The 23,347-nt window shown below is 62.5% G+C and carries 22 protein-coding genes; 11 read left to right on the forward strand and 11 right to left on the reverse strand.

The genetic code is table 11. The features are described 5' to 3' along the window. The first annotated feature begins 59 nt into the window (after window positions 1–59). Window positions 60–1,163 (forward strand): PAS domain-containing sensor histidine kinase, encoded by a 1,104-nt coding sequence (locus tag NHH88_25155; protein ID USX17430.1) that lies wholly within the window; start codon window positions 60–62, stop codon window positions 1,161–1,163. Here the strand turns inward: NHH88_25155 and NHH88_25160 are convergent. From NHH88_25160 to NHH88_25170, 3 genes are all read right to left on the reverse strand, one after another. Then, window positions 1,160–2,224, reverse strand: coding sequence for a porin (locus NHH88_25160; protein ID USX17431.1), 1,065 nt, complete (start codon window positions 2,222–2,224; stop codon window positions 1,160–1,162). The two genes, NHH88_25155 and NHH88_25160, sit on opposite strands and share 4 nt — an antisense overlap. A 174-nt stretch (window positions 2,225–2,398) precedes the next feature. Next, entirely contained in the window at window positions 2,399–3,052 is a 654-nt protein-coding gene (locus tag NHH88_25165; protein USX12923.1) for a class I SAM-dependent methyltransferase, read from the reverse strand. A gap of 15 nt (window positions 3,053–3,067) precedes the next feature. Then, complete coding sequence (locus NHH88_25170; GenBank protein ID USX12924.1) at window positions 3,068–4,009, reverse strand: CysB family HTH-type transcriptional regulator; 942 nt, start codon at window positions 4,007–4,009, stop codon at window positions 3,068–3,070. A gap of 152 nt (window positions 4,010–4,161) precedes the next feature. Between NHH88_25170 and NHH88_25175 the strand changes: the two genes are divergently transcribed. From NHH88_25175 to NHH88_25210, 8 genes are read left to right on the forward strand one after another with little or no spacing between them, the layout of a single operon-like run. Continuing rightward, a complete protein-coding gene (locus NHH88_25175) occupies window positions 4,162–5,862 on the forward strand; it encodes a nitrite/sulfite reductase (GenBank protein ID USX12925.1) in 1,701 nt (566 codons plus the stop codon). Continuing rightward, window positions 5,855–6,454, forward strand: coding sequence for a DUF934 domain-containing protein (locus NHH88_25180; protein USX12926.1), 600 nt, complete (start codon window positions 5,855–5,857; stop codon window positions 6,452–6,454). The genes NHH88_25175 and NHH88_25180 overlap by 8 nt, the downstream gene beginning before the upstream one ends. An 11-nt stretch (window positions 6,455–6,465) precedes the next feature. Continuing rightward, on the forward strand, window positions 6,466–7,221 hold the full coding sequence (locus tag NHH88_25185; protein ID USX12927.1) for a phosphoadenylyl-sulfate reductase: 756 nt from the start codon (window positions 6,466–6,468) through the stop codon (window positions 7,219–7,221). A gap of 4 nt (window positions 7,222–7,225) precedes the next feature. Beyond that, the gene (cysD, locus tag NHH88_25190) at window positions 7,226–8,164 is read left to right on the forward strand and encodes a sulfate adenylyltransferase subunit CysD (GenBank protein USX12928.1); all 939 of its coding nucleotides are present in this window, start codon (window positions 7,226–7,228) and stop codon (window positions 8,162–8,164) included. Next, window positions 8,164–9,480, forward strand: a complete 1,317-nt coding sequence (locus tag NHH88_25195) for a GTP-binding protein (protein USX12929.1) — start codon at window positions 8,164–8,166, stop codon at window positions 9,478–9,480. The genes cysD and NHH88_25195 overlap by 1 nt, the downstream gene beginning before the upstream one ends. A 22-nt stretch (window positions 9,481–9,502) precedes the next feature. Next, window positions 9,503–10,264, forward strand: a complete 762-nt coding sequence (cobA, locus tag NHH88_25200; protein USX12930.1) for a uroporphyrinogen-III C-methyltransferase — start codon at window positions 9,503–9,505, stop codon at window positions 10,262–10,264. A 49-nt stretch (window positions 10,265–10,313) separates the two neighbouring features. Then, window positions 10,314–11,042, forward strand: a complete 729-nt coding sequence (locus NHH88_25205) for a hypothetical protein (GenBank protein USX12931.1) — start codon at window positions 10,314–10,316, stop codon at window positions 11,040–11,042. 14 nt (window positions 11,043–11,056) lie between these two features. Beyond that, window positions 11,057–11,845: a glutaminyl-peptide cyclotransferase gene (locus tag NHH88_25210; GenBank protein USX12932.1), complete on the forward strand. Its 789-nt coding sequence runs from the start codon at window positions 11,057–11,059 to the stop codon at window positions 11,843–11,845. 96 nt (window positions 11,846–11,941) lie between these two features. On the opposite strand, the gene NHH88_25215 is transcribed toward NHH88_25210, so the two are convergent. From NHH88_25215 to lptF, 3 genes are read right to left on the reverse strand one after another with little or no spacing between them, the layout of a single operon-like run. Beyond that, entirely contained in the window at window positions 11,942–12,328 is a 387-nt protein-coding gene (locus NHH88_25215) for a CbiX/SirB N-terminal domain-containing protein (protein USX12933.1), read from the reverse strand. Next, on the reverse strand, window positions 12,329–13,498 hold the full coding sequence (gene lptG, locus NHH88_25220; GenBank protein USX12934.1) for an LPS export ABC transporter permease LptG: 1,170 nt from the start codon (window positions 13,496–13,498) through the stop codon (window positions 12,329–12,331). It lies immediately after the preceding gene. After that, window positions 13,495–14,610, reverse strand: a complete 1,116-nt coding sequence (lptF, locus tag NHH88_25225) for an LPS export ABC transporter permease LptF (GenBank protein ID USX12935.1) — start codon at window positions 14,608–14,610, stop codon at window positions 13,495–13,497. The genes lptG and lptF overlap by 4 nt, the downstream gene beginning before the upstream one ends. Before the next feature lie 140 nt (window positions 14,611–14,750). On the opposite strand from lptF, the gene NHH88_25230 reads away from it, so the two are divergent. Beyond that, window positions 14,751–16,250 carry a leucyl aminopeptidase gene (locus NHH88_25230; GenBank protein ID USX12936.1) on the forward strand — a complete coding sequence of 500 codons (1,500 nt, stop codon included), beginning with the start codon at window positions 14,751–14,753 and terminating at the stop codon, window positions 16,248–16,250. Between the two features lie 88 nt (window positions 16,251–16,338). On the opposite strand, the gene NHH88_25235 is transcribed toward NHH88_25230, so the two are convergent. Genes NHH88_25235 through NHH88_25245 form a run of 3 tightly spaced genes read right to left on the reverse strand, consistent with a single transcriptional unit; the run spans window position 16,339 to window position 17,466 of the window. Next, entirely contained in the window at window positions 16,339–16,788 is a 450-nt protein-coding gene (locus tag NHH88_25235; GenBank protein ID USX12937.1) for a hypothetical protein, read from the reverse strand. Window positions 16,789–16,847: 59 nt separating this feature from the next. Further along, complete coding sequence (locus NHH88_25240; protein ID USX12938.1) at window positions 16,848–17,039, reverse strand: DUF1653 domain-containing protein; 192 nt, start codon at window positions 17,037–17,039, stop codon at window positions 16,848–16,850. Window positions 17,040–17,043: 4 nt separating this feature from the next. Beyond that, window positions 17,044–17,466: a hypothetical protein gene (locus NHH88_25245; protein USX12939.1), complete on the reverse strand. Its 423-nt coding sequence runs from the start codon at window positions 17,464–17,466 to the stop codon at window positions 17,044–17,046. 417 nt (window positions 17,467–17,883) lie between these two features. On the opposite strand from NHH88_25245, the gene xth reads away from it, so the two are divergent. Beyond that, window positions 17,884–18,648: an exodeoxyribonuclease III gene (gene xth, locus NHH88_25250; GenBank protein ID USX12940.1), complete on the forward strand. Its 765-nt coding sequence runs from the start codon at window positions 17,884–17,886 to the stop codon at window positions 18,646–18,648. A gap of 5 nt (window positions 18,649–18,653) precedes the next feature. On the opposite strand, the gene NHH88_25255 is transcribed toward xth, so the two are convergent. Both NHH88_25255 and prpF read right to left on the reverse strand, forming a co-directional pair. Then, the gene (locus tag NHH88_25255; GenBank protein USX12941.1) at window positions 18,654–21,938 is read right to left on the reverse strand and encodes an EAL domain-containing protein; all 3,285 of its coding nucleotides are present in this window, start codon (window positions 21,936–21,938) and stop codon (window positions 18,654–18,656) included. Window positions 21,939–22,150: 212 nt separating this feature from the next. Then, on the reverse strand, window positions 22,151–23,347 hold the full coding sequence (prpF, locus tag NHH88_25260; GenBank protein ID USX12942.1) for a 2-methylaconitate cis-trans isomerase PrpF: 1,197 nt from the start codon (window positions 23,345–23,347) through the stop codon (window positions 22,151–22,153).

The raw sequence follows: 23,347 nt of genomic DNA on the forward strand, positions 1-23,347 counted from the left end.
TATTCAAGCTGCCCGTGATCAGTATCGGCGCAGCCTTGTTCGCCCGCCTGTCGTGGCGCATGGGCTGGTTGTGCTCCAGCGCCAACTCCGCCGCGCACAAGCGCAGCCGGGGCATCATCCAGCATGCCAGCGACGCCATCATCATCACCGACGAGCATCAGCACATCCTGCAAGCCAATCCGTCGGCCGCCGCCATGTTCGGCACCACCGTGCAATCGATGGAGGGCGTACCGCTACAGCAATTCATTCCGCGCGACCAGCGCCAGACCGGCGGCACCTCGTCCACCCACTACTTCGGCTCGACCGGCATCCGCCTGCGCATGAAAGGCCGGCGCGCCAGCGACTACGCGGTCACCGGCATGAAAGCCAACGGCCAGCACTTCCCGCTCGAGGGATCGATCTCCTCCCTGTCGGAAAACGGCCACCAGATCTACACCATCATCCTGCGCGACATCACCGAACGCAAGCAAGTGCAGGAGCAGCTCGAGCAATCGTATTCGCAATTGCGCGAACTGTCGGCGGCGCTGCAAACGATACGGGAGGAGGAACGCAAGCACATCGCCCGCGAGCTGCACGACGATCTCGGCCAACTACTGGCCACGTTGCGGGTCGACCTGGCGCTGCTGCAGCAGAAGTCGGGCGGCGATCCGGCCGCGCGCAAGCTGCAGGCGGGCATGGACGATCTGCTGATGTCGGCCATCACATCGCTGCGGCGCATCGCCAGCAATCTGCGGCCGCGCGCGCTCGACGAGGGAGGTTTGTATTTTGCGCTGGAAAGCCTGCGCCAGGAATTCGTGTCGCGCTACGGCATCTCCTGCCGGTTGCACGCGAATGAAGAGGATTTGATACTCGATGACGCCTACAGCACGGCCATCTTCCGCATTGCGCAGGAAGCGCTGACCAACATCACGCGCCACGCGGAGGCGCAAAACGTCGAGCTGACCTTGCGGCGTTCGGAATCGTCGCTGCAAATTTCTATCCACGACGACGGTCGCGGCATCGCCGAACAGGACATGGACAAGGCGTCGTCCTTTGGCCTGATCGGGATGCGCGAACGGGTCTGGGCACTGCACGGCGACATTTCCATCCTCAGCGACAGCGGCACCCGGATCATCATCCGGCTACCGCTGCGGTCCCAGGAAAGCGCCGTCGATCCTGCTTAGAACGAGTGACGCACGCCAACGTTGAAGGCTTTGTCGCCCGTACCGGCTTCGTTGTTGTTACCCACGGTGTAGCCGGCGCCGTTCTTGTTCTTGATCTTGGCGTAGGCGATGTAAGCACCGGTACGCTTCGACAACGCGTGCAGGTAACCCACGGCCCACTGATCGGCATCCTGGTTAAAGTTGGTCTTGTCGTTCTTGCGGATCGCCGAGGCCATGATGGTGCCGCTGCCGACCGGCACTTGCACGCCGACCAGGATGTCGTTGCTTTCCAGGCTGGCGCGTGGTGCGACGGCGTAGCCGTAGGCGTTGGCCACAGGCAGCGCGGCGCTGTTGACGCCTTTGTTGTCGCCGTAGGCGAAGTAAGCCTTGACCACCTTGAAGTCGTAGTTGATCGCGAACAGGGTGTTGCGGCCCGAGTCGCGGTTCACGGCAGGGGTGGTGCCGACGGCGACGGTGTCGTTGTTACGGTTGTTGTACACCAGGCGTGCGTTCAGCGCGGCCTGCGAGAAGTTCAGGCCCAGGCCGAACTGACGGCCGGCTTCGCTGCTGCCGGCCTGCTCGCCCAGCGCGTACAGCGCTTCGGCGCTGAAACCGGACATGACAGGCGTGGCGTAGACGACGGCGTTGCTGACGCGGGTGTTGGCGCCGGCGGTCGGGAACAAGTTCTTGATCGAACCGGCATAGCCGGCGCCGAACGGGTCGGCCACTTGGCTCATGGCGTTGTACAGCATCGTGTACTGGCGACCCAGGGTCAGCGTGCCGGCTTCCTTGCTGCGCAGACCGACGAATGCCTGGCGATTGAACAGCGCGCTGTTGGTGTTGTCCAGGGTGCCGTCATCGACTTTCAGGCCGGTCTCGATCTGGAAGATGGCCGACAGGCCGTTGCCCAGATCTTCGGTGCCGCGGAAACCCAGACGGGACTGGCTGCCGATACCGCTGGTGACTTTGGTCACGCTGCCGGCCGCGCCACCGCGCTCGCTGACGATACCGGCATCGACGATACCGTAGATCGTTACGTTCGATTGAGCTTGCGCCTGCGCTGCGAAACCGCCGATGATCATTGCTGCCAGAGTAAGTTTTTTCACTTGATGTTCTCTACTGAAGGTTGAAAGAAAGCTGCACGGGGCGAATCATGCCTATCAATTACTTCAACAATGTGACAACACCAATTTGTTGTAAATCAACATCAGTCGTGAAAAAAAAGGTAACGCGGCAACGCCGCGTTCAGACCAAACTTACTTCAGCTTGCAGCTCAACAGGTAGTAGTACTGCAGCCGCTCGATGCGGATCTGCTTGGCCGACGCCGCGAAACGCTTGCGCAAGGTGCTGTCGGTCAGGTAGTTGTGCATCACCTCGTAGCGCTGGCCGTCGTCGGCCGTCAGGATCTGGAAGGTGTTGCCTTCCAGGTCGGTGCGGGCGAACACCATGGTGTCGCCATCGACATACGACTCGTCGAGCAGCACCAGCATCACGTCCTTGCCCAGCTTGGCGCGCAAGGTCTTGAGGTATTTTTCCTGGTCCTCGCGCTTGACGTGGGTCCACAGCCCGGCGGCGAAAACCGCGGTGTACTTGCCTTCCAGGTCGTCCGGCAGGTTGAACGCGTCCATCACGCCGAAGGTCACGACGTCCTCGTCCAGGCCGCGCGTCTCGGCCAGCGCGATCATTTCCGGCAGCAGATCGGTGGCGTGCACGGACTCGGCCACCTCGGCGATCAAATCGGTCCAATAGGCGGTGCCGCAGGCGAGCTCCAGCACCTTGTGGCCCTGGAACAGCTCGGCGACCATTTCCTGCAGGTCGTCCAGGTCGTCGAAGCGCTCTTCGCGCGCGTAGACCTGGTCATAGTTGTCGGCATTGACGGCATAGAATTGTGCCAACTGATTGGTAATCATGGTAGTGCTTTCTAGTTACAGTTCGTAGTGCTCTTTTTCACCGCTCATGGCCTGTTCGATCAACTTGCGGTTGAGCGTCGGGGCCAGCAGTTCAATAAAGGTATATATATAGCTGCGCAAATAGGCGCCCTGCTTGACCGCCACCCGCGACACATTCATGCCGAACAGGTGGCCGACAGGGATGGCGCGCAGGTTCTTGTCGCGCTCGGCGTCATAGGCCATGCCCGCTATGATACCAATCCCCATGCCCAACTCCACATAGGTCTTGATCACATCGGCGTCTATGGCTTCCAGCAACACGTCCAGCTTCAGCCCGCGCAGGGAAAACGCGTGGTCTATCTTGCTGCGGCCGGCGAAGGCGCCATCGTACGTGATGATGGGGAATGCGGCAATTTCTTCCAGGGTCACCTGCTTCGATTTAAGCAAAGGATGGTCCGGCGCCACCACCACCACATGCTCCCATTGATAACACGGCAACGTTATCAGTCCGGTAATTCCGGCGATGGATTCGGTGGCGATGGCCAGGTCGGCCTGGTCGCGCTGGACCATTTCGGCGATCTGCTGCGGGTTGCCTTGCAATAAAGACAAGCGCACTTTCGGAAACTTCAGCATGAAGGCCTGCACCACCTTCGGCAGGGTGTAGCGCGCCTGGGTGTGCGTGGTGGCAATGGTGAAGCTGCCGCTGTCCTGGGCCGCGTATTCCTTGCCGATGCGCTTGAGGCTGTCGATTTCCTGCATAATCAACTCCACCGACTCCAACACCAGCCGTCCCGGCTCGGTCAAGCCCCGTATACGCTTGCCGTGGCGGGTGAAGATATCGACGCCGAGCTCCTCCTCCAGCTCGATAATCGCCTTCGACACGCCGGGCTGGGAGGTAAACAGGGCCTTGGCGGCGTCGGTCAGGTTGTAGTTCTGGCGTACGGCCTCGCGCACGAAGCGCAGTTGGTGAAGGTTCATCTAGTCTTGGCCCATCTTAAAATTATTAGCGTCCATGCTTATGCCCAATCCTTATATAAGCAAATAAAGACTAAGTCGTTTGGAATAAAGACGAAGTTTATTACTATTAGCGCTAGTGTGGGGATTCTAGCAAGCTACTATCTAGGAAGAATATGTATCAATACGACCAATACGACCATCTTATCGTGCGTGAACGCATCGCACAGTACCGCGACCAGGTACGGCGCCGCCTCTCCGATGAGCTGACCGAAGCCGAATTCGTGCCGCTGCGCCTGCAGAACGGCCTGTACATGCAACGTCACGCCTACATGCTGCGCATCGCCGTGCCATACGGCTTGTTGTCGTCCAAGCAAATGCGCATGTTCGCCCACATCGCCCGCAAGTACGACCGCGGCTATGGCCACTTCACCACCCGCCAGAACATCCAGTTTAACTGGATCGAGCTGGAACAGACCCCGGACATCCTGAGCGACCTGGCCTCGGTGGAGATGCACGCCATCCAGACCTCGGGCAACTGCATCCGCAACACCACGTCCGATCCGTACGCCGGCGTCGCCGCCGACGAGATCATCGATCCGCGTCCGTACGCCGAGGTGCTGCGCCAGTGGTCGACCTTCCACCCCGAATTCATCGCCCTGCCACGCAAGTTCAAGGTCGCCATCAACGGCGCCGTCGAAGACCGCGCCGCGATCGCCGTGCACGACATCGGCCTGACCGTGGTGCGCAACGACGCCGGCGAGATCGGCTTCAAGTTCATGGCCGGCGGCGGCATGGGCCGCACCCCGATCCTGGGCAGCGTGATCCGCGACTTCCTGCCGTGGCAGCACCTGCTGACCTACACCGAAGCCGTGATGCGCGTGTATAACCAGTACGGCCGCCGCGACAACAAGTACAAGGCCCGCATCAAGATCCTGCTCAAGGCCATCGGCGTCGAGGAGTTCACCCGCCAGGTCGAAGCCGAATGGGTCGACCTCAAGGATGGTCCGGAAACCCTGACCGCCGAAGAGATGCAGCGCGTAATCGACTACTTCCAGCCGCCTGCGTACAAGCAGCTGGACGACAGCGACGTCACCGCCGCACCCGAGGCGGCCGGCAACAAGGCCTTCGCCAACTGGGTCAACCGCAACGTCAAGCCGCACAAGCAGCCCGGCTACGCGGCCGTGGTGCTGTCGCTGAAAAAGACCGGCGTGCCGCCGGGCGACGCCACCGCCGAGCAGATCGACTTCATGGCCGACCTGTCGGACAAGTACAGCTTCGGCGAACTGCGCGTCACGCACGAGCAGAACATCGTGCTGGCCGACGTCGAGCAGTCGCAGTTGTTCACCCTGTGGCAGCAAGTGAAGGCCAAAGGCCTGGCGACGCCGAACATCGGCCTGCTGACCGACATGATCTGCTGCCCTGGCGGCGACTTCTGCTCGCTGGCCAACGCCAAGTCGATCCCGATCGCCGCCGCCATCGCCGAGCGCTTCGACGACATCGACTACCAGCACGACATCGGCGAGATCGAGCTCAATATCTCCGGCTGCATCAACGCCTGCGGCCACCACCACGTCGGCAGCATCGGCGTGCTCGGTGTCGACAAGGACGGCAGCGAATGGTATCAGGTGTCGATCGGCGGCTCGCAGGGCAACCATTCGGCCATCGGCAAGATCATCGGACCATCGTTCTCCGCGCTGCAAATGCCGGAAGTGATCGCCCGCCTGCTGCAGGTCTATGTGCGCGAGCGCTTCGAGGACGAATCGTTTGCCGCCTGCGCGCAGCGCCTCGGCGTCGCGCCGTTCAAGGAATTTGTATACGCCACGCCGATCGCCGAAAAGTCGGGTCGCCTGGTAGGAGAGGATGAATATGTCTGACGCTGTTGCTGAAAATCTGAAAAATCTGATCATCAAGGGCCGTGAAGTCGTCGAGGACGACTGGCAGGTGCTGCGCCTGGCCGAACCGGTCGAAGGCGCGCCGGCGGTCGATCCGGCCACCATCGCCGTCCCCGAGGGCAAAGTGATCGTGCCGCAAAGCCTGTGGCTGGTGCAGCGCGAGCTGCTGGCCGCGCGCGCCGCCGCCGGCGAGATCGGCGTCTGGATCGCCAGCGACGAACGTCCGGAAGCGATCAAGGACGACCTGTCGAAGCTCGCCGTCATCGCCGTCGATTTCCCGAAATTCACCGACGGCCGCGGCTACTCGATCGCCTACAACCTGCGCATCCGCCTGGGCTGGAGCGGTGAACTGCGCGCCATCGGCGACGTGCTGCGCGACCAGCTGTTCCAGATGCAGCGCGTCGGCTTCAACGCCTACGCCACGCGCCCGGACCGCAGCATCCACGACGCGCTCAAAGGCTTGTCCGATTTCTCGGAGACCTACCAGGCGTCGGTGGACCAGAAGCTGCCGCTGTATCGCCGCCACGCGCGTACTTCCGGCGCGACCGCCAACAACGACGGCGCTGGCATCTGATTGGAGTTTGAATGAGTGACCTGAGCAAGCTGATTGCCGACAGCAGCGCCACGCTGTCGCGCATCGCCAGCGAATTTTCCCCGGCGGTCTTCGCCTCCAGCCTGGCGGCCGAAGACATGGTGCTGACCGATTTGATCCTGAAATCCAAACTGGATATCGGCATCTTCTCGCTCGAAACCGGCCGTCTGCATCCGGAAACGCTGGCGATGCTCGACAAGGTGAAAGCGCATTACGACGGCTACGAGATCGCCCTGTACAAGCCGCAGACCGAAGCGGTCGACGCCTACGTCGCGCAAAATGGCCTCAACGCCTTCTACGACAGCGTCGAGATGCGCCGCGAGTGCTGCCGCATCCGCAAGGTCGAGCCGCTGGGCCGCGCCCTGGCCGGCAAGAAGGCCTGGGTGACCGGCCAGCGCCGCGCGCAATCGGCCACCCGCGCCGAGCTGCATGTGCAGGAGGACGACCCGGCGCACGGCATGACCAAGTTTAATCCGCTGGCCGATTGGTCGGAGGAAGACGTCTGGAACTACATCCGCGACAACGGCGTGCCGTACAACGCGCTGCACGACCAGGGCTATCCGTCGATCGGCTGCGCTCCGTGCACCCGCGCGGTGGAACCGGGCGAGGATGTGCGCGCCGGCCGCTGGTGGTGGGAAAACCCGGACTCCAAGGAATGCGGCCTGCATATGGTCGATGGTAAGCTCATACGTATTAAATCCGTGGCAGCTGAAGAAGACTTCATGCGCACCACAAAAACAATAGGCTAGTCCAATGAACGCTTTAGTTGAAAACAACGTACACGACGTGCTCCTGAATGCGCGCCACCTCGACGCCCTCGAATCGGAAGCGATCCACATCCTGCGCGAAGTGGCGGCCGAATGCAGCAACCCTGCCCTGCTGTTCTCGGGCGGTAAGGACTCGGTGGTCTTGCTGCGTTTGGCGGAGAAGGCTTTCCGCCCCGGTAAATTCCCGTTCCCGCTGGTGCACGTCGACACCGGCCACAATTTCGCCGAGGTGATCACCTTCCGCGACAAGCGCGTGGCCGAACTGGGCGAGCGCCTGATCGTCGGCTCGGTCGAGGACTCGATCAAAAAAGGCACGGTACGCCTGCGTAATCCGCAAACCGATTCGCGCAACGCCGCGCAAGCGGTCACCCTGCTCGAGACGATCGCCGAACATGGCTTCGACGCCTGCATCGGCGGCGCCCGCCGCGACGAGGAAAAGGCCCGCGCCAAGGAGCGCATCTTCTCCTTCCGCGACGAATTCGGCCAGTGGGACCCGAAATCGCAGCGTCCGGAATTGTGGGACCTGTATAACACCCGCGTGCACCCGGGCGAAAACATGCGCGTGTTCCCGATCTCGAATTGGACCGAACTCGATGTGTGGCAGTACATCGCCCGCGAAAAACTGGAACTGCCGCCGATCTACTTCGCCCACGAGCGCCAGGTCATTCCGCGCAACGGCCTGCTGGTGCCGCTGACCGACCTGACCCCGCCGCGCGAAGGCGAGACCGTCGAAACCCAGGTGGTGCGCTTCCGCACCGTGGGCGACATCTCCTGCACCTGCCCGGTGTCGTCGGACGCTGCGACGGTCGAGGCGATCATCGCCGAAACGGCCATCACCCAGATCACCGAACGCGGCGCCACCCGGATGGACGACCAGACCTCCGAGGCTTCGATGGAAAAACGTAAAAAAGCAGGATACTTCTGATGAACGCTAGCACCAACCAAGTAGAAACCCAGACCGAGCGCGGACTTTTACGCTTCATCACCGCCGGTTCCGTCGACGACGGCAAATCCACGCTGATCGGCCGCCTGCTGTTCGACAGCAAAGGGATCTTCGCCGACCAGCTGGACGCGATGTCGCGCTCCAAGCACAAGCGCACCGTCGGCGACGCCGTCGACCTGTCGCTGCTGACCGACGGCCTGGAAGCCGAACGCGAACAAGGCATCACCATCGACGTGGCCTACCGCTACTTCGCCACGCCGAAGCGCAAGTTCATCATCGCCGACACGCCGGGCCACGAACAGTACACCCGCAACATGGTGACGGGCGCCTCGACCGCCGATGCCGTCATCATCCTGATCGACGTCTCGAAAGTGAAGCTGCGCGAGGACGGCGGCGTCGATCTGCTGATCCAGACCAAGCGCCACTCGACCATCGCCCACCTGCTGCAGATCGAGCACGTGGTCGTCGCCGTCAACAAGATGGACCTGGTGAACTACGACCAGGCGATCTACGACCGCATCGTCAAGGCTTACGGCGAATTCGCCGCCACCCTGGGCCTGAAGGACATCACACCGATTCCGCTGTCGGCCCTGAGCGGCGACAACGTCGTCGACGCCAGCGAAAAACTGAGCTGGTACAAAGGCCCTACCCTGATCGAGCTGCTCGAATCGCTGTCGGTCTACGATGAATCGCACAACGCGCCGTTCCGCTTCCCGGTGCAGCTGGTGGCGCGCCACAACGGCCACGAAGCCAACGACTTCCGCGGCTACATGGGCCGCATCGAGGCGGGCAAGGTCAGCGTCGGCGACAAGCTGGTGGTGCAGCCGTCCGGCCAGAGCGCCACCGTCAAGGACATCGTCACCCTGGAAGGCTCGCACCAGTCGGCGGTGGTCGGCCAGTCGATCACCTTGCTGCTGAACGAGTACCTGGACATCTCGCGCGGCGACCTGCTGGCCAATGTCGAACAGCCTGCGACCCTGCTCAAGACCTTGAAGGCGGACGTCTGCTGGATGTCCGACGAGCCGCTCGACCAGCGCCGCAAGTACTGGATCAAGCACGGCACCAAGCAGACCTCGGCCAAGATCACCGGCATCGACTCGCTGTTGGACATCAACACCCAGCAGCGCCACGCCGCCGATGGCCTGAAGCTGAACGACATCGCCCGCATCGGCCTGACCGTCCAGCAGCCGCTGGCGGCCGACGCCTATGCCGACATCCGTGCCACCGGCGCCTTTATTCTGATCGACGAAGTGACCCACCAGACCGTCGCGGCGGGTATGATTCGCCTTTCGGAATAAAACGGTAATCAACGGTATGGCAATGGCATCTTTCGGAAAAGTCTATTTGATCGGCGCCGGCCCCGGCGCCCAGGACCTGATCACCATGCGCGGCGCGCGCCTGCTGGCGCAAGCCGACGTCGTACTGCACGACGCGCTGGTGACCCCGGAGATGCTGGAGCTGTGCCCGCAGGCCGAAAAAATCTCGGTCGGCAAACGCAGCGGCCAGCGCTCGACCGCGCAGCAGGTCATCAACCAACAGTTGGTCGAGAACGCCCAGCGCCATGCGCTGGTGGTGCGCCTCAAGGGCGGCGACCCGATGCTGTTCGGCCGCGCCGACGAGGAGCTGCGCGCGTTGGAGGAAGCCGGCATCGAAGTTGAAATCGTCCCTGGCATCACCACCGCCGTCGCCGCCGCCGCCGCCAGCAAGCAACCGCTGACCAAACGCGGCGTGGCCCGCAGCGTGGCCTTTTTCACCTCGTCGACGGCGCCGGACGAAGCACACCACGACGCCATCCCCGACACCGACACCCTGGTGCAGTACATGGGCGGGCGCGAAGCCATCGCCACCGCCGAACGCCTGCTGGCGCACGGCCACCGTCCGGACACCCCGGTCGTCGTCATCGAAAACTGCAGCCGTCCGGACCAGCGCATCCGCCGCCTGACCATCGCCGCGCTGGCCCTGGGGCTGGGCGAAGCCCACGGTCCGGTGCTGGTGATGCTGGGCGACGCCATGCAAAGCCGCTCGCATCAACGCCTCGAAGCGGAGATCAGCGGCGCAATAGACCGCCAGCTCGGCGCCTGATTCCCCGAAATCCGTAATAGAATGTCCATTCATCTCATAAGAGGTAGCAATGGATAATGTTCACGAAGTTCTGGAGCGCGCCTGGGGCGCCCATTCCGCCGGCGAGTTCGACGCCGCCCTGAAGGACTATATCTGGCTGTTCGACGCCACCTCCGTGCGCGATACGGAAGTGGCGCCGCTGCGGCTGTCCTATGTGCTGAGCGCCTGGGCCAAGCTGGCCGAGGAACACCTGCCGGCGCGGCAAGCGCTGGTCGAACTGCGCCAACGCCTCACGGACCGCCTGCTGGCCGACGGCGGCGACGCCATCCTCTTCAACGACATCCGCGCCATCAACGACAAACTGGGTGACTTGCAAAACACCTGGCTGCTGTTCAAGCAACTGCCGGCGGCGCTGGCGGCGGAATGCGCCAACTCGGCGCTGACGTCGATGATGGCCTGCGGCGATTACGCGCTGGCGCGCAGCTACCTGCCGGAGCCGGAAAAACACCTGGCGGCCTACGCGGGGGAAGTCAACGCCCACGTCGCCCAGCTACAGCTGCTCACCGACGAAGGCATGTCCGACCTGCTGGCCACCGTCTACAACTACATGGCCGAAGTGCGCCTGCTGCTCGAACTGCTGGCTGGCTGCGGCGAAGTCGACGCGGCGGACGCCATGCGTCGCCAGGCGATCGGCCTGATCGTCTCGCCGGAAGCGCGCGCCTGCATCGAGGCCGAATTCGCAGCCCCCGGCACCACCCTCGACGCCATGGTCGAACTACAGAATTCAACGGTAGCCTGATAGTGAAACGAATTGTGCAAATAAACAGCATCACAACCCCGCTCCTGCTTTCCCTGCTGTTTTCCCTGCTGCCGGCCGCCGGCGCGCTGGCCGCCCCCTCGATACCGACCTACGACTTCAAGGTCGTGCGCAGCTACCCGCACGACCCTCAGGCGTTCACCCAGGGCCTGCTGTACCGCGACGGTTTTCTCTACGAGAGCACGGGCCTGAACGGCAAATCGTCGATCCGCAAGGTGAATCTGGAGACCGGCAAGGTCCTGCAAAGCAAGGACATCCCGCCGCAGTACTTCGGCGAAGGCCTGACCGCCTGGAAGGACACGCTGGTCAGCATCACCTGGCAAACGCAGACCGGCTTCGTATTCGACCTCGCCACCTTCGACCTGCGCAACCAGTTCGCCTATCCGGGCGAGGGCTGGGGCCTGGCGCAAAACGGCAAGGAACTGGTGCTCAGCGACGGCAGCGCAACCCTGCGCTTCCTCGACCCCAAGACCTTCCTCGAAGTGCGCCGCGTGAAAGTGACGGCCGACGGCATCGCGGTCGACCAGATCAACGAGCTGGAAGTGGTGGGCGACGAGATCTTCGCCAACATCTGGCACACCAACACGATCGCCCGCATCGATCAGAACACCGGCAAGATCGTCGGCTGGATCGATTTGGGCAAGCTGTACCCGGAGGCCGGCAAAGGTCTCAACACCGAAAACGTCTTGAACGGCATCGCCTGGGACGCCGACAAAAAACGCCTGTTCGTTACCGGCAAACTGTGGCCCAAGCTTTACGAGATCAAGCTGGTGCCGAGGAAGTAGGCAGACCCGCACGGCCACCCGGGGTCGTACCCCGTACGGGGTACGACCCCTAAGCGGTGACGCATGCGTATCGCTAAAAGGTGGTTGGGTTTGACGTCAAGGCGCCAGCGAAGCGACGCAGTAGTCGGAAAGCGCGTTGAGCACCGCCGCGTTCTCGCCGGCCGCTTCGACCACGTTGATGGTGGTTTGCGGATAATCGATGCGCAATTGATCGACCATCAGCGGCAGGTCGCGCAGCACATGACCGCCCTGCCCCAGGAACACCGGCACCACCGTGATATGCGTGATGCCGCCGGCCGTCAGCGCCGCCACCTGCTCCGGCAGACGCGGCTCCATCAACTCCAGGAACGCCAACGATACCGGGACATCCGGCGTGCGCGCCTGCGTCAGGTCGCGCAGGCGCGCGAACGGCGCCGCCCACGACGCGGCGCGGGCGCCGTGCGCGAAAAGAACCAGGGCTTGTTTGTTCACTTTACTGCTCATCTAATGTCGCTCCACCCACCACAACGCGCCTAGCGCCAGCAGCAGGAAAATTAAACTCGGGGCGATCGCCGTCAGTGCCGCCGGCCAGGTGCTCAACAAACCAAGGTGCGAGAACAAGGTGTTGACCAGCAGGTAGCTGACGCCGATCATGATGCCGACGAAAATCTTGAGACTGACGCCGCCGCTGCGGGTATGCAGGTAGCCGAACGGCAGCGCCAACGCCATCAGCACGAAGATCGCCAGCGGATCGAACAGTTTTTTCCAGAACGCGATCTTGAAGCGCTCCGTCTCCTGCTTGTTCTCCTGCAGGTGGCGGGTGTACAGCGCCAGCTCGCTGGCCGACATGCGTTCCGGGTCGGAGCGCGACACCGACAGGATGCGCGGCGTGATCTCGGACAGCAGCTCCTTGGTCGCGCTGGTGCGCGTCTCGATCATGCTGCTGCCCTGCTCATAGTTGTTCGCCAGATTAGCCTGGCTGCCCGGCTTGAGCAGCGCCGGATTGGTGAAGATGTTTTCCTTCACGTCCGACAGCAGCCACTTGTTCGTGCCCTGGTAGGTGCCGCTCTTGGCCACCGTGATGGAGCGCAGGCGGAAGTTGTTATCGAACTCGTACAGCTTGACGTCGACCAGTTTGCCGTCCGGGCGCACCTCGCGCACGTTGAAGAAACGCGAACCGATCACCTCCCCGGTCATGCCTTCGGACTTGACGATGTCCTTGGTCCACAGGCCGGAACGGAACTCGGTCGAAATCGTCGTGCCGCGTCCACTGAGTTTGATTTTTTCGGCCAGCGGCGCGGTGCGCGGCGTGATCAACTCACCGAAGATGAAGGTGATAATCACCAGCACGACACCGATCTTGGCCAGCATCCACGCCACCATGCCGGTGGTCATGCTGGAGGCGCGCATGATGGTGAACTCGGACGTCGACGCGAACTGCGCCATCGTATAGATGGTGCCGATCAGCGCCGCCAGCGGCATCACCTCGTACACATGGCCCGGCAGCTTGACGGCCACGAACAGCAGCACATACTGGATCGCGTAGCCGTTCTTGCCGACGCGCGGCAGTTCGCCGGTCAGGTCCATGAACGCTTGCAGCGCCAGGAAGGCGACCAGCACGAAGGCCACCGCCTGGAAGATGGTGACCGCGAAGTAGCGTTGCAGGATCTTCATGGCGCCACCGCCTTCTTGTTAGCCCCATTGGCGCTACGCGAACGCTTCATCGCGGCCAGCAGCGCCAGCGGGTGGTAACGGTGATTCAGATTGAGCCTCCATGCGAACAGGCCGAGTACCGTCAACGCCGCCATCAGGTGCAGCGGCCACCAGGACAGCGCGAACGAGAACTTGCCCAGCCTGACGCTACCCTCGACCAGCTTGACCGCGTTGGTGTACGAGAAGAAGATCAGCAGCGCGATAATCAGGTTGGCCGAACTGCCGGCGCGCGGATTGACGAATCCCAGCGGGATCGCCAGCAGCACCAGCACCAGGCAGGTCAGCGGCGAGGCGATCCGCCATAGCAGCTCGGCGCGGCCGGAGTTGGTGGTATCGGTGAGCAGCTCCATTGTCGGCACGGCGTCGGTGTCGCGCTCGGAGTCGAGGTCCTGGGATTGGCTGGTCACGCGCATGCTGTAGGTGTCGAACTCCATGGTCTGGAAGTCGGACTGTCCCGGCATGCCCTGGTAGCGGCGGCCGTTCTTGAGCACCAGATAGCGCTCGCCTTTCGGTCCATTGCTGATCACGCCCTCGCGCGCGACGATGACCGCCGTGCCGTTTTTATCGACCGTGTTGACGAACACGTTCTGCACCACCGAGGTGTCGCCGGCGACACCTTCGACAAAGAAGATGCGGTTGGCCGACGACGATTCGCGGAATTGGCCGGGCGAGACCTTTTGCAGGTCTTCGCGCTTGGCGAAGCGCTCGATGTACTCCGCGCTCTTTTCCTTGGCCCACGGCGCGGCGACGAAGCTCAGGCCCGCCGTCAGCAGCACCATCGGCAGGCCGAAGGTCAGCACCGGCGCGATCCAGCGGGTCAGGCTCAAGCCGGAGGCGAACCACACGACCATCTCGGAATCGCGGTAGCTGCGCGTGACCACCATCAGCACCGAAATAAAGCTGGTGAGGATGAGGATAGTTGGCAGATAATTCACCGTTGCGAAAAGGATCAGCGCGACGACGTCGCTGGAGGCGACCTTGCCGCCGGCGGCCTTGCCGAGGATGCCGATCAAGGTCCAGGTAACGCAAACGCTGAACAGAATCGTGAAGCTGGCGAAGGCGGTGCTGGCCATTTCACGTCGTAGGGTGCGTTGAAAGATCATTCGAAAGTTATAATTCGGTAGTTAAGGGCTCGTCACAGGGCCACAAGTTAATAACAGCCCGGCCAATCAGGCCAAGGGGCTGGCAATTCGTACACGACACGGAGAATCAAATGGACTTTAGCATAAAAGCATTCGACACAAAAAACACCATCAACTCGGCCAAAACGGGCGTCGTCGCCGTGGCGGTGTTCGAGAATAAAAAGCTGTCGCAAGCTGCCAAAGCACTGGACGGTTCCGGTGACATCACGGCCGCGCTCAAGTCCGGCGACATCAGCGGCAAAGCCGGCACCACGTTGCTGCTGCGCGGCGTCAAGGGCGCCAGCGCCGAGCGCGTGCTGCTGGTCGGCCTGGGCAGCGACGACGCCGTTAGCGAGAAAAGCTTCGCCAGCGGCGTTTCCGCGGCCTTGAAGGCTTTCTCGGCCCTGGGCACGAGCGACGCTATTATCGCACTGCCGATGACCGAAGTGAAAGAGCGCGACGTCAATTGGGCGATCCGCTGCGTGGTGCAGAGCGCCCACGAGGCGGCGTTCCGCACCGACGGCCAGAAAAGCAAGAAGGACCCGGCACCGGCCGGCGTCAAGAAGATCGCCCTGGCGGTGCCGAACACCCCTGCCACCAAGCTGGCGCTGGCCCAAGCCGTGTCCATTGCCAACGGCATGGACCTGACCAAGGAACTGGGCAACCTGTCGGCCAACGTCTGCACCCCAACGTATCTCGCCAACACCGCCAAGAAGCTGGCCAAGGACTACAAGTTCGACGTCGAGATCCTGGACCGCAAACAGCTCGAAGCGCTGAAGATGAACAGCTTCCTGTCGGTCACCAACGGCAGCGAGCAGCCGCCGAAGTTCATCATCCTCAAGCACATGGGCGGCAAGTCCAAGGACGCGCCGGTGGTATTGGTCGGCAAGGGGATCACCTTCGACACCGGCGGCATCTCGCTCAAGCCGGGTCCCGGCATGGACGAAATGAAGTACGACATGGGCGGCGCCGCCTCGGTGCTGGGCACCTTCCGCGCCATCGGCGAGATGGACCTGAAACTGAACGTGATCGGCGTGATCGCCAGCTGCGAGAACATGCCGTCGGGCCGCGCCACCAAGCCGGGCGACATCGTCACCTCGATGAACGGCTTGACCATCGAGATCCTCAACACCGACGCCGAAGGCCGCCTGGTGCTGTGCGACGCGCTGACCTACGCGGAGCGCTTCAACCCGGCCGCGGTGATCGACATCGCCACCCTGACGGGCGCCTGCATCGTGGCGCTGGGTCACCACAAGAGCGGTTTGTTCACGCGCGACGACGACGTCCATAACAAGCTGGCCGACGAGATCATGGCCGCCGGCAAAGCCTCGAGCGACACCGCGTGGCGCCTGCCGATCGGCGAGGAGTACAACGAGCAGCTGAAGTCCAACTTCGCGGACCTGGCCAACATCGGCACGCCGGGCGGCGCGTCGTGCACGGCGGCGGCGTTCCTGGAGAACTTCACGCGCAAGTACACGTGGGCGCACCTGGACATCGCCGGCACCGCATGGAAATCGGGCGGCGCGAAAGGCGCGACCGGCCGTCCGGTGCCGCTGCTGTCGAACTTCCTGATCAACCGCGCCGGTTCGTAAGCGCAAAAACACAAAGGGCGGATAGTCGGGGCTTGCCCCGGCTATCCGCCCTTCGTCGTTCAGCATTCATCTTCGGCGCCGGCCAACCTCAATACAAGGTCACCCCTGCCGCCGGCGGCGGTCCCTCATCCCTGCCCTCGGCCGGACGCATCACCACCGTCAGGACCGACGGATAATCGTAGCCGGCGCCGGTATTGCGGTCGATGACATAGCCGACACCCGCCGTCAATATCACATTGCCCCACAAATTGCCGTTGACCTTGGGGGCGACCTTCTCGTAGGCCCAGGCCGCGCCCTCCTTCTGGCAATCGATGCGCAGCGGGGCCGCGCTCTTGCGCAGGGTTACGCGGGCCGGCGTGGTGACGAACCATTTGCCGACATCGTTATACAACACGCAGCCAACGCCGCCGATCTCGCGGTGATCGAGCACGGTCTGCACCAGCACATTCTGTTGGGTCGATTCAGTCAGGGACGCGCAGCCGGCGCTAGCCAGCATAGCCAGCAGCGCGGTGCACGCGGCGACGGGGCGGAGAAACATAGTCTGCCTCTAAAGTAGATACAGACACAGTGTAGCAAGCCGGGCGCGGATTGATTCGCTCAATCAAGAGGCGTAAAGCGTTGCACTTTTACGCCATCGACCTCGATGAGTTGAAAAAAAACGTCTTTCGGCCGCGCCCAAATGGACCCGTCGGGCGCGCGGTAAACAATCATGGTGCTCAGGTCGGACTCCAGGGTGGCCTCGCACACCAACTCGTAGAGGCCGCCCTTGTAATGCCGGAAGCGTGTCATCAGGTCAGGCGTTTTGACGAACCTGCGCCGACTTGGCCACACGTTCCTCGACTTTGCCCTGCTCCTGCTCCTGCTGCTTCTTCTTCAAGCCCTGCACCACTTTCAGGATGTCATCCATGCCGCGCTCGCCACCGAGGGTGGAGAAAGCGTCGAGCACTTCGTTCAACACCTGATTGCGGACGGCGGCTTCGTCGGAATTGATAACCGGTGGACGTTGCAGCGCCTCCGCTGCGCGCTTTTCGGCGGCGGCTGCCTCCTTTTGCGCGGCGGTCTTGCGACCGCCCGGCGTTTTGCCATGTTCCAGTGCCGCTTGCCAGATCACCCAGCGGCGCTGCGTTTCAAAGACCAGATACTCTTCTGGCTTATCTTCACGGCGGCGAACGATATGTCCGTCGCGCTGTGCCCATGCCTCAAATGCAGTTCGCATTTCAATTCCTTTGTAAATGCGCTACGCGCAATTCACTGTTAAAACTACAAGTTATTTCCGTATGGTATCACTTATTGCGGCATCACAATGAATAATATACACGGCTCTTGCTATTTTGTGGTTGCTGATAGGAAACACTAGTTTTCCACTAATTTTGTATCAGTATATTTCTCTTTTACCATTCTGTCTCCTACTGAAGTACAATTTTGACAACTATGAGACAAAAGTAGCAATTCTTTTTTTATTTCACACTTTTTGCAACATTTTATGCCTTACCACCACACTTGCGAAGTTCTATTTCATGTTTTTTTATAAAACACGACAAATAGACAAGCTCATCTGTTAAATCAAGTTACGGTAAGATGCGTTTCATAGGCGTATCGCCTTCACCAAACCCGCAAGGACACTGATCTCCCGATGAAACTAGCCACATGGAATGTTAACTCACTGAACGTAAGACTGCCGCACGTTATGAATTGGCTTGCGGAAAATCCAACAGACGTGCTCTGTTTGCAAGAAACAAAATTAACCGATGACAAGTTTCCGGCTAGTATTATTGAAGCCGCAGGCTATCATGTTGTGTACAGCGGGCAAAAAACTTACAACGGCGTCGCCATTATTTCCAGGCTGCCGATCGCCGACGTCGTCAAAAACAACCCGCTCCTCGATGATCCCCAGCAACGTATCCTCGCTGCAACCATCGACGGTGTGCGCGTCGTCTGCGCCTACGTGCCGAACGGCCAGAGCGTTGGCTCCGAGAAATACGAATACAAAATGGGCTGGCTCTCGGCCTTCCACGACTGGATCAAGCAAGAGGCCGCCCTGCACCCGCAACTGGCCGTCGTCGGCGACTACAACATCGCCCCCGAAGACCGCGACGTCCACGATCCGGCCGCCTGGGAAGGCATGGTGCACGTTTCCGAAAAGGAACGCGCCGCCCTCACCCGCCTGCTCGACATCGGCCTCACCGATTCCTACCGCCTGTTCGAACAGCCCGAAAAATCGTTCAGCTGGTGGGACTACCGGGGCCTCGGCTTCCGGCTCAACAAAGGCCTGCGCATCGACCACATCCTGCTGTCGCCGGCGCTGGTCGCACGCTGCAGCGCCTGCGTCATCGACCGCGCGCCGCGCAAGCTGGAGCAGCCGTCCGACCACGCGCCGGTGATCGCCACGCTCGACTAACCCACCTACCCGGCCGCGATCGGGGGCCGCGGCAGCAGCAGCTGCGCGGTCGCATGCGGCACCGGCGGCGAGAACAGATAGCCTTGCGCGAACTGGCAGCCGTTGCGCTGCAGGAGCGCGTACTGCCCCTCCGTCTCCACCCCCTCCGCCACCACCGACAACTGCAGGCTGTCCGACAGCGCGATGATCGCCGCCACGATGGCGCGGTCCTCGGCGCTGTCCTCCAGGTCCTTGATGAAGGCGCGGTCGATCTTGATCTTCTTGACCGGGAAGCGCTTCAGGTAGGCCAGGCTGGAATAGCCGGTGCCGAAATCGTCGATCGACAGGCGGATGCCCATCGCGTTGATCTGCCCCAGGATATCCAGCGTGTGCTCTCCATGCTGCATCAGCGCCGTCTCGGTGATCTCGAACTCCAGCAGCAACGGATCGATGCCCGTCTCGTCGAGGATGCGCCGTATCGATTCGACCAGCCCCCGATGCATGAACTGACGCGGCGACAGGTTTACCGCCAGCGGCACCGGGACCAGGCCTTCGCGCTGCCACGTCATGCACTGCACGCATGCCTGGCGTATCACCCATTCCCCCACCGGCACGATCAAACCGTTTTCCTCGATCAGCGGAATGAAGCTGTCCGGCATCACCAGCTCCGCGTCGTCTCGGCGCCAGCGCAGCAGCACCTCCATCGCATGCAGCCTGCGCGTGCCGATATCCATGATCGGCTGGAAGTGCAAGATGAATTCGTCCAGCGCCAGCGCGCTGCGCAGGCTCGATTCAAGCTCGAAGTGGCGCGCCGCCGACTGGTTCATCGCCTCTTTAAAATACTGGTAGTTGTTTCTGCCGCTCGCCTTGGCGTGATACATGGCGGCATCGGCGTGGCGCATCAAGGTCGCCACGTCGGCGCCGTCGTTCGGATACACGCAGATGCCGATAGACGGCGTGATGTGCAGGTTGCGGCCCTCCAGCGGGAAGCCCTCGGATAGCGCCAGGATGATCTTCTCGGCCACCTGGCTGGCCTCGTCCACGCTGGCGATGCCCGGCACCAGCACCACGAACTCGTCGCCGCCCAAACGGGCCACGGTGTCGCTGGCGCGCACCGCGCGGCACAAGCGGCTCGCCACCTCCTTCAGCAACTGGTCGCCGGTCATGTGGCCCAGCGAGTCGTTGATGGTCTTGAAGCGGTCAAGGTCGATGAACATCACCGCCAACTGACGCTGCGAACGCTGCGCCGCCAGCATGGCGCGGTCCAGCCGGTCCGACAGCAACGCGCGGTTGGGCAAGCCGGTCAGGCTGTCGTGGTAGGCCATGTGATGCACGCGCGCCTCGGCCTGGCGGCGCTCGACGATCTCGCCTTGCAGCAGCGCGTTGGCGCCCGCCAGTTCGGCCGTGCGTTCGAGCACGCGCACCTCCAGCTCGTCGCGTGCGCGGCTGACCGCTTCGGCCGCCTCGCGCCGCGCGGTGATGTCGTCCACCAGCCACACCGAGCGTCCGCCGGGCTGCGCCAGGTCGAACGGCCGGCCCGATAGCCGCGCCCAGAACCGGCTGCCGTCCTTGCGCACCAGTTGATACTCGGCGACGTTGACGCGGCCGGTGCGGAAGTCCTGCGCCGTCGCCGCGCGCGCCTCCCGCCACGCCGACTGGTCGGCATAAAAAGCCTGCACGCTGAGGTGGTTCATTTCGCCCGGCGCGTAGCCGAACAATTCCTCCATCTTGGTATTGCAGCGCAGATTGAGCCCCTGTTCCACCACCGAGATGCCCAACACCGCGCTGTCGAGGATGGCCTGGTTCTCCAGCAGCGCGTTGCGCAGCGCCTCCTCGGCGCGTTTTTGCTCGGTGCGGTCCTCGATCACCCAGATCGTGCCCTGGCCCGGATCGGCCGGATTGACCACGTAGCCGATCAGCTGCGCCCACAGGCGCGTGTCGTCGGCGCGGCGCATTTCTATCTCGGTCTGGAAAGGCTTCGCCGCCGACAAATAGGGATAGGCCTCGGCGCCCAGCCGCTCGTAGGCTTCCTGCGACGGATACAGCGCCCGACCGGGAACCCCCAGGCCGGTGTCGCCGGGATAGCCGAACATGTCGCCGAAGCCCCGGTTGTAGCGCGTGATGATGCGGTTCTTGGTGAACAGGATGCTCATCGAGGCGTTGGTCATGATCGCCTCCACTTCCATCTGCGTCTGGCGCGTGGTGGTCACGTCCTCGATGATCCAGATGGCGCCGCCCTCGGTGTTTACTTCATTCATCGCGTTGGCGCGCACGCGGCACCAGATCAAGACGCCGTCCTTGCGCTTGAATTCGAACGCGGGGCTTTCGTACGGCTTGCCGTTGTCGAGCTGCGCCCGCGCCTCCACAGCGAAGGCCTGATACCTTTCGTGCGACGGGAACATGTCCGACGCCGGCATGCCGACCATGTCCTCGACGGTGTAGCCGAACATCTCCGCCATGCGCCGGTTGCAGTTGCGGACGATCTGGCCTTTACTAAACAGGATGCCGATGGACGCGTTGTCCAGGATGGCCTTTTGCTCGATCAGCGCGCGGCGCAGCTTTTCCTCGTCGATGCGATGCTCGTTGATGTCTTCGACGATCCACACCGTGCCTTCGCTGGTGTGGATCGTATCGATGGCGCGGCCGAACAGGCGGGCCCAGAATGTGCTGCCGTCCTTGCGCCGCAACACCAGTTCCGTCTTGAACGGCAAGCCCTGCGCCAGCGGCGGCCCGGCCTCGCGTCCCAGTTTGAGAAAGTCCTCCTCGCTCGGATAGACGGTCACGCTGGGCGCGCCCTCCAACTCCTCGCGGCTGTAGCCCAGCATCTCGGCGCAGCGGATATTACATTCGGCGATGCGGCCATCCTTGCCGAACAGGATGCCGACGGCGGCGTTCTCCAGGATGGCCTGCTGTTCGAGCAGCGTTTTACGCAACGCGCGCTGCGAGCGCTGAACGTCGCTGATATCGTGGAACACGATGGTGCCGCCATCTGTATCGGCGCCGGCCGGCAGTGGTTTGGTCCAGACCTGTACGGCGATGTATTTGCCGCTGGCGGTGGCGAGGCAACTGTCCCAGCGCTGCGCCGTCTCCGCGCTGGTCTCCCCTTTGTTCAGGCGCGCCACGCTGGCCGCGCGCAGATGGCGCGCGAACAGGCTTTCCACGGTTTGGCCGGAGGGATCTGATTCGAGCAAGGAGATCAACTCCGCGTTCGCCGCCAACACCAGTCCCTCGGCGCTGTAAGCGCACGCGGGAACGCCGATCAGCGCCAAGGCGCCAGCGACGAAATCAAGATGGGATGAAACGCGATTCATGAACACCAGGGGCACCCGAAAGAAATGCCGCCTTGATCGTTACATATCGGCAGCATTGTTGGCAGATGATAAACCACATTGGTATCATTAGCCATCCGCGTGCTGATTTCGCGTTCTTAAATACGACACTGCGACGACACTGCGACGACACTGCGCGGGGGTGGTGCGACGACACGCGGCCAAGCCGCGCACCGACTCGCATCATGCCAGCTTCACGCAGCGGGCACCCTCACCCAGCCCTCCATCAGCACGCGCGCGCTGCGGCTCATGACCGCCTTCGTCACGCGCCACTCGCCGTTTTGGTGTGTCGCCTGCGCGCCGACGCGCAAGGTGCCCGATGGATGACCGAAGCGCACCGCCTCCAGCGCTCCGCCGCCAGCCGCCAGGTTGACCAGCGTACCGGGAATGGCGGCGGCGGTGCCGATCGCCACGGCGGCGGTGCCCATCATCGCGTGATGCAGCTTGCCCATCGAGAGCGCGCGCACCAACAGATCGATATCGCCGGCGCCGATCCGTTTGCCGCTGGAGGCAATGTACGTCGCCGGCTTCGCTACGAACGCCACCTTCGGCGTGTGCTGGCGCTGCGCCGCCTCGTCGAGATGCTTGATGAGGCCCATGCGCAGCGCGCCGTGCGCGCGTATGGTCTCGAACATCGCCAGCGCCGCCACGTCGCCATTGATCGCGTCCTGGAGTTCAATACCGGTATAGCCGATGGCGTCCGCGTCGACGAAAATGGTCGGGATGCCGGCGTTGATCATGGTCGCCTTCAGTGTGCCGATGCCCGGCACCTCCAGATCGTCGATCAGCCGGCCGGTCGGGAACATCGAGCCTCCCGCGCCCTCTTCGTCCGCCGCCGGGTCCATGAATTCAAGCTGCACTTCGGCCGCCGGGAAGGTGACGCCGTCAAGTTCGAAGTCGCCGGTTTCCTGCACTTCGCCGTTGATCATCGGTACATGGGCGATGATGGTCTTGCCGATATTGGCCTGCCACACGCGCACCACGGCCATGCCGTCTTGCGGAACGCGCGCCGGGTCCAGCAGGCCGGCGCTGATGGCGAACGCGCCGACGGCGGCCGACAGGTTGCCGCAATTGCCGCTCCAGTCGACAAACGCCTTGTCGATGGAGACCTGGCCGAACAAATAATCAATATCGTGATCGGGTCTGTCGCTTTTCGACACGATCACCGTCTTGCTGGTGCTGGAGGTGCCGGCGCCCATGCCGTCGATCTGCTTGCCGTAGGGGTCGGGACTGCCGATCACGCGCAGCAGCAGCGCGTCGCGCGCGGCGCCCGGCGTTCGCGCCGCTTCGGGCAAATCGCCGAGCCGGAAGAAAACGCCCTTGCTGGTACCGCCGCGCATATACACGGCGGGGATCTTGATTTGCGGCGGGTGGATGGTGTGGTTTGTCAT

Source organism: Oxalobacteraceae bacterium OTU3CAMAD1 (genome assembly GCA_024123915.1).
In the GTDB taxonomy this organism is placed as follows: Bacteria; Pseudomonadota; Gammaproteobacteria; order Burkholderiales; family Burkholderiaceae_D; genus Rugamonas.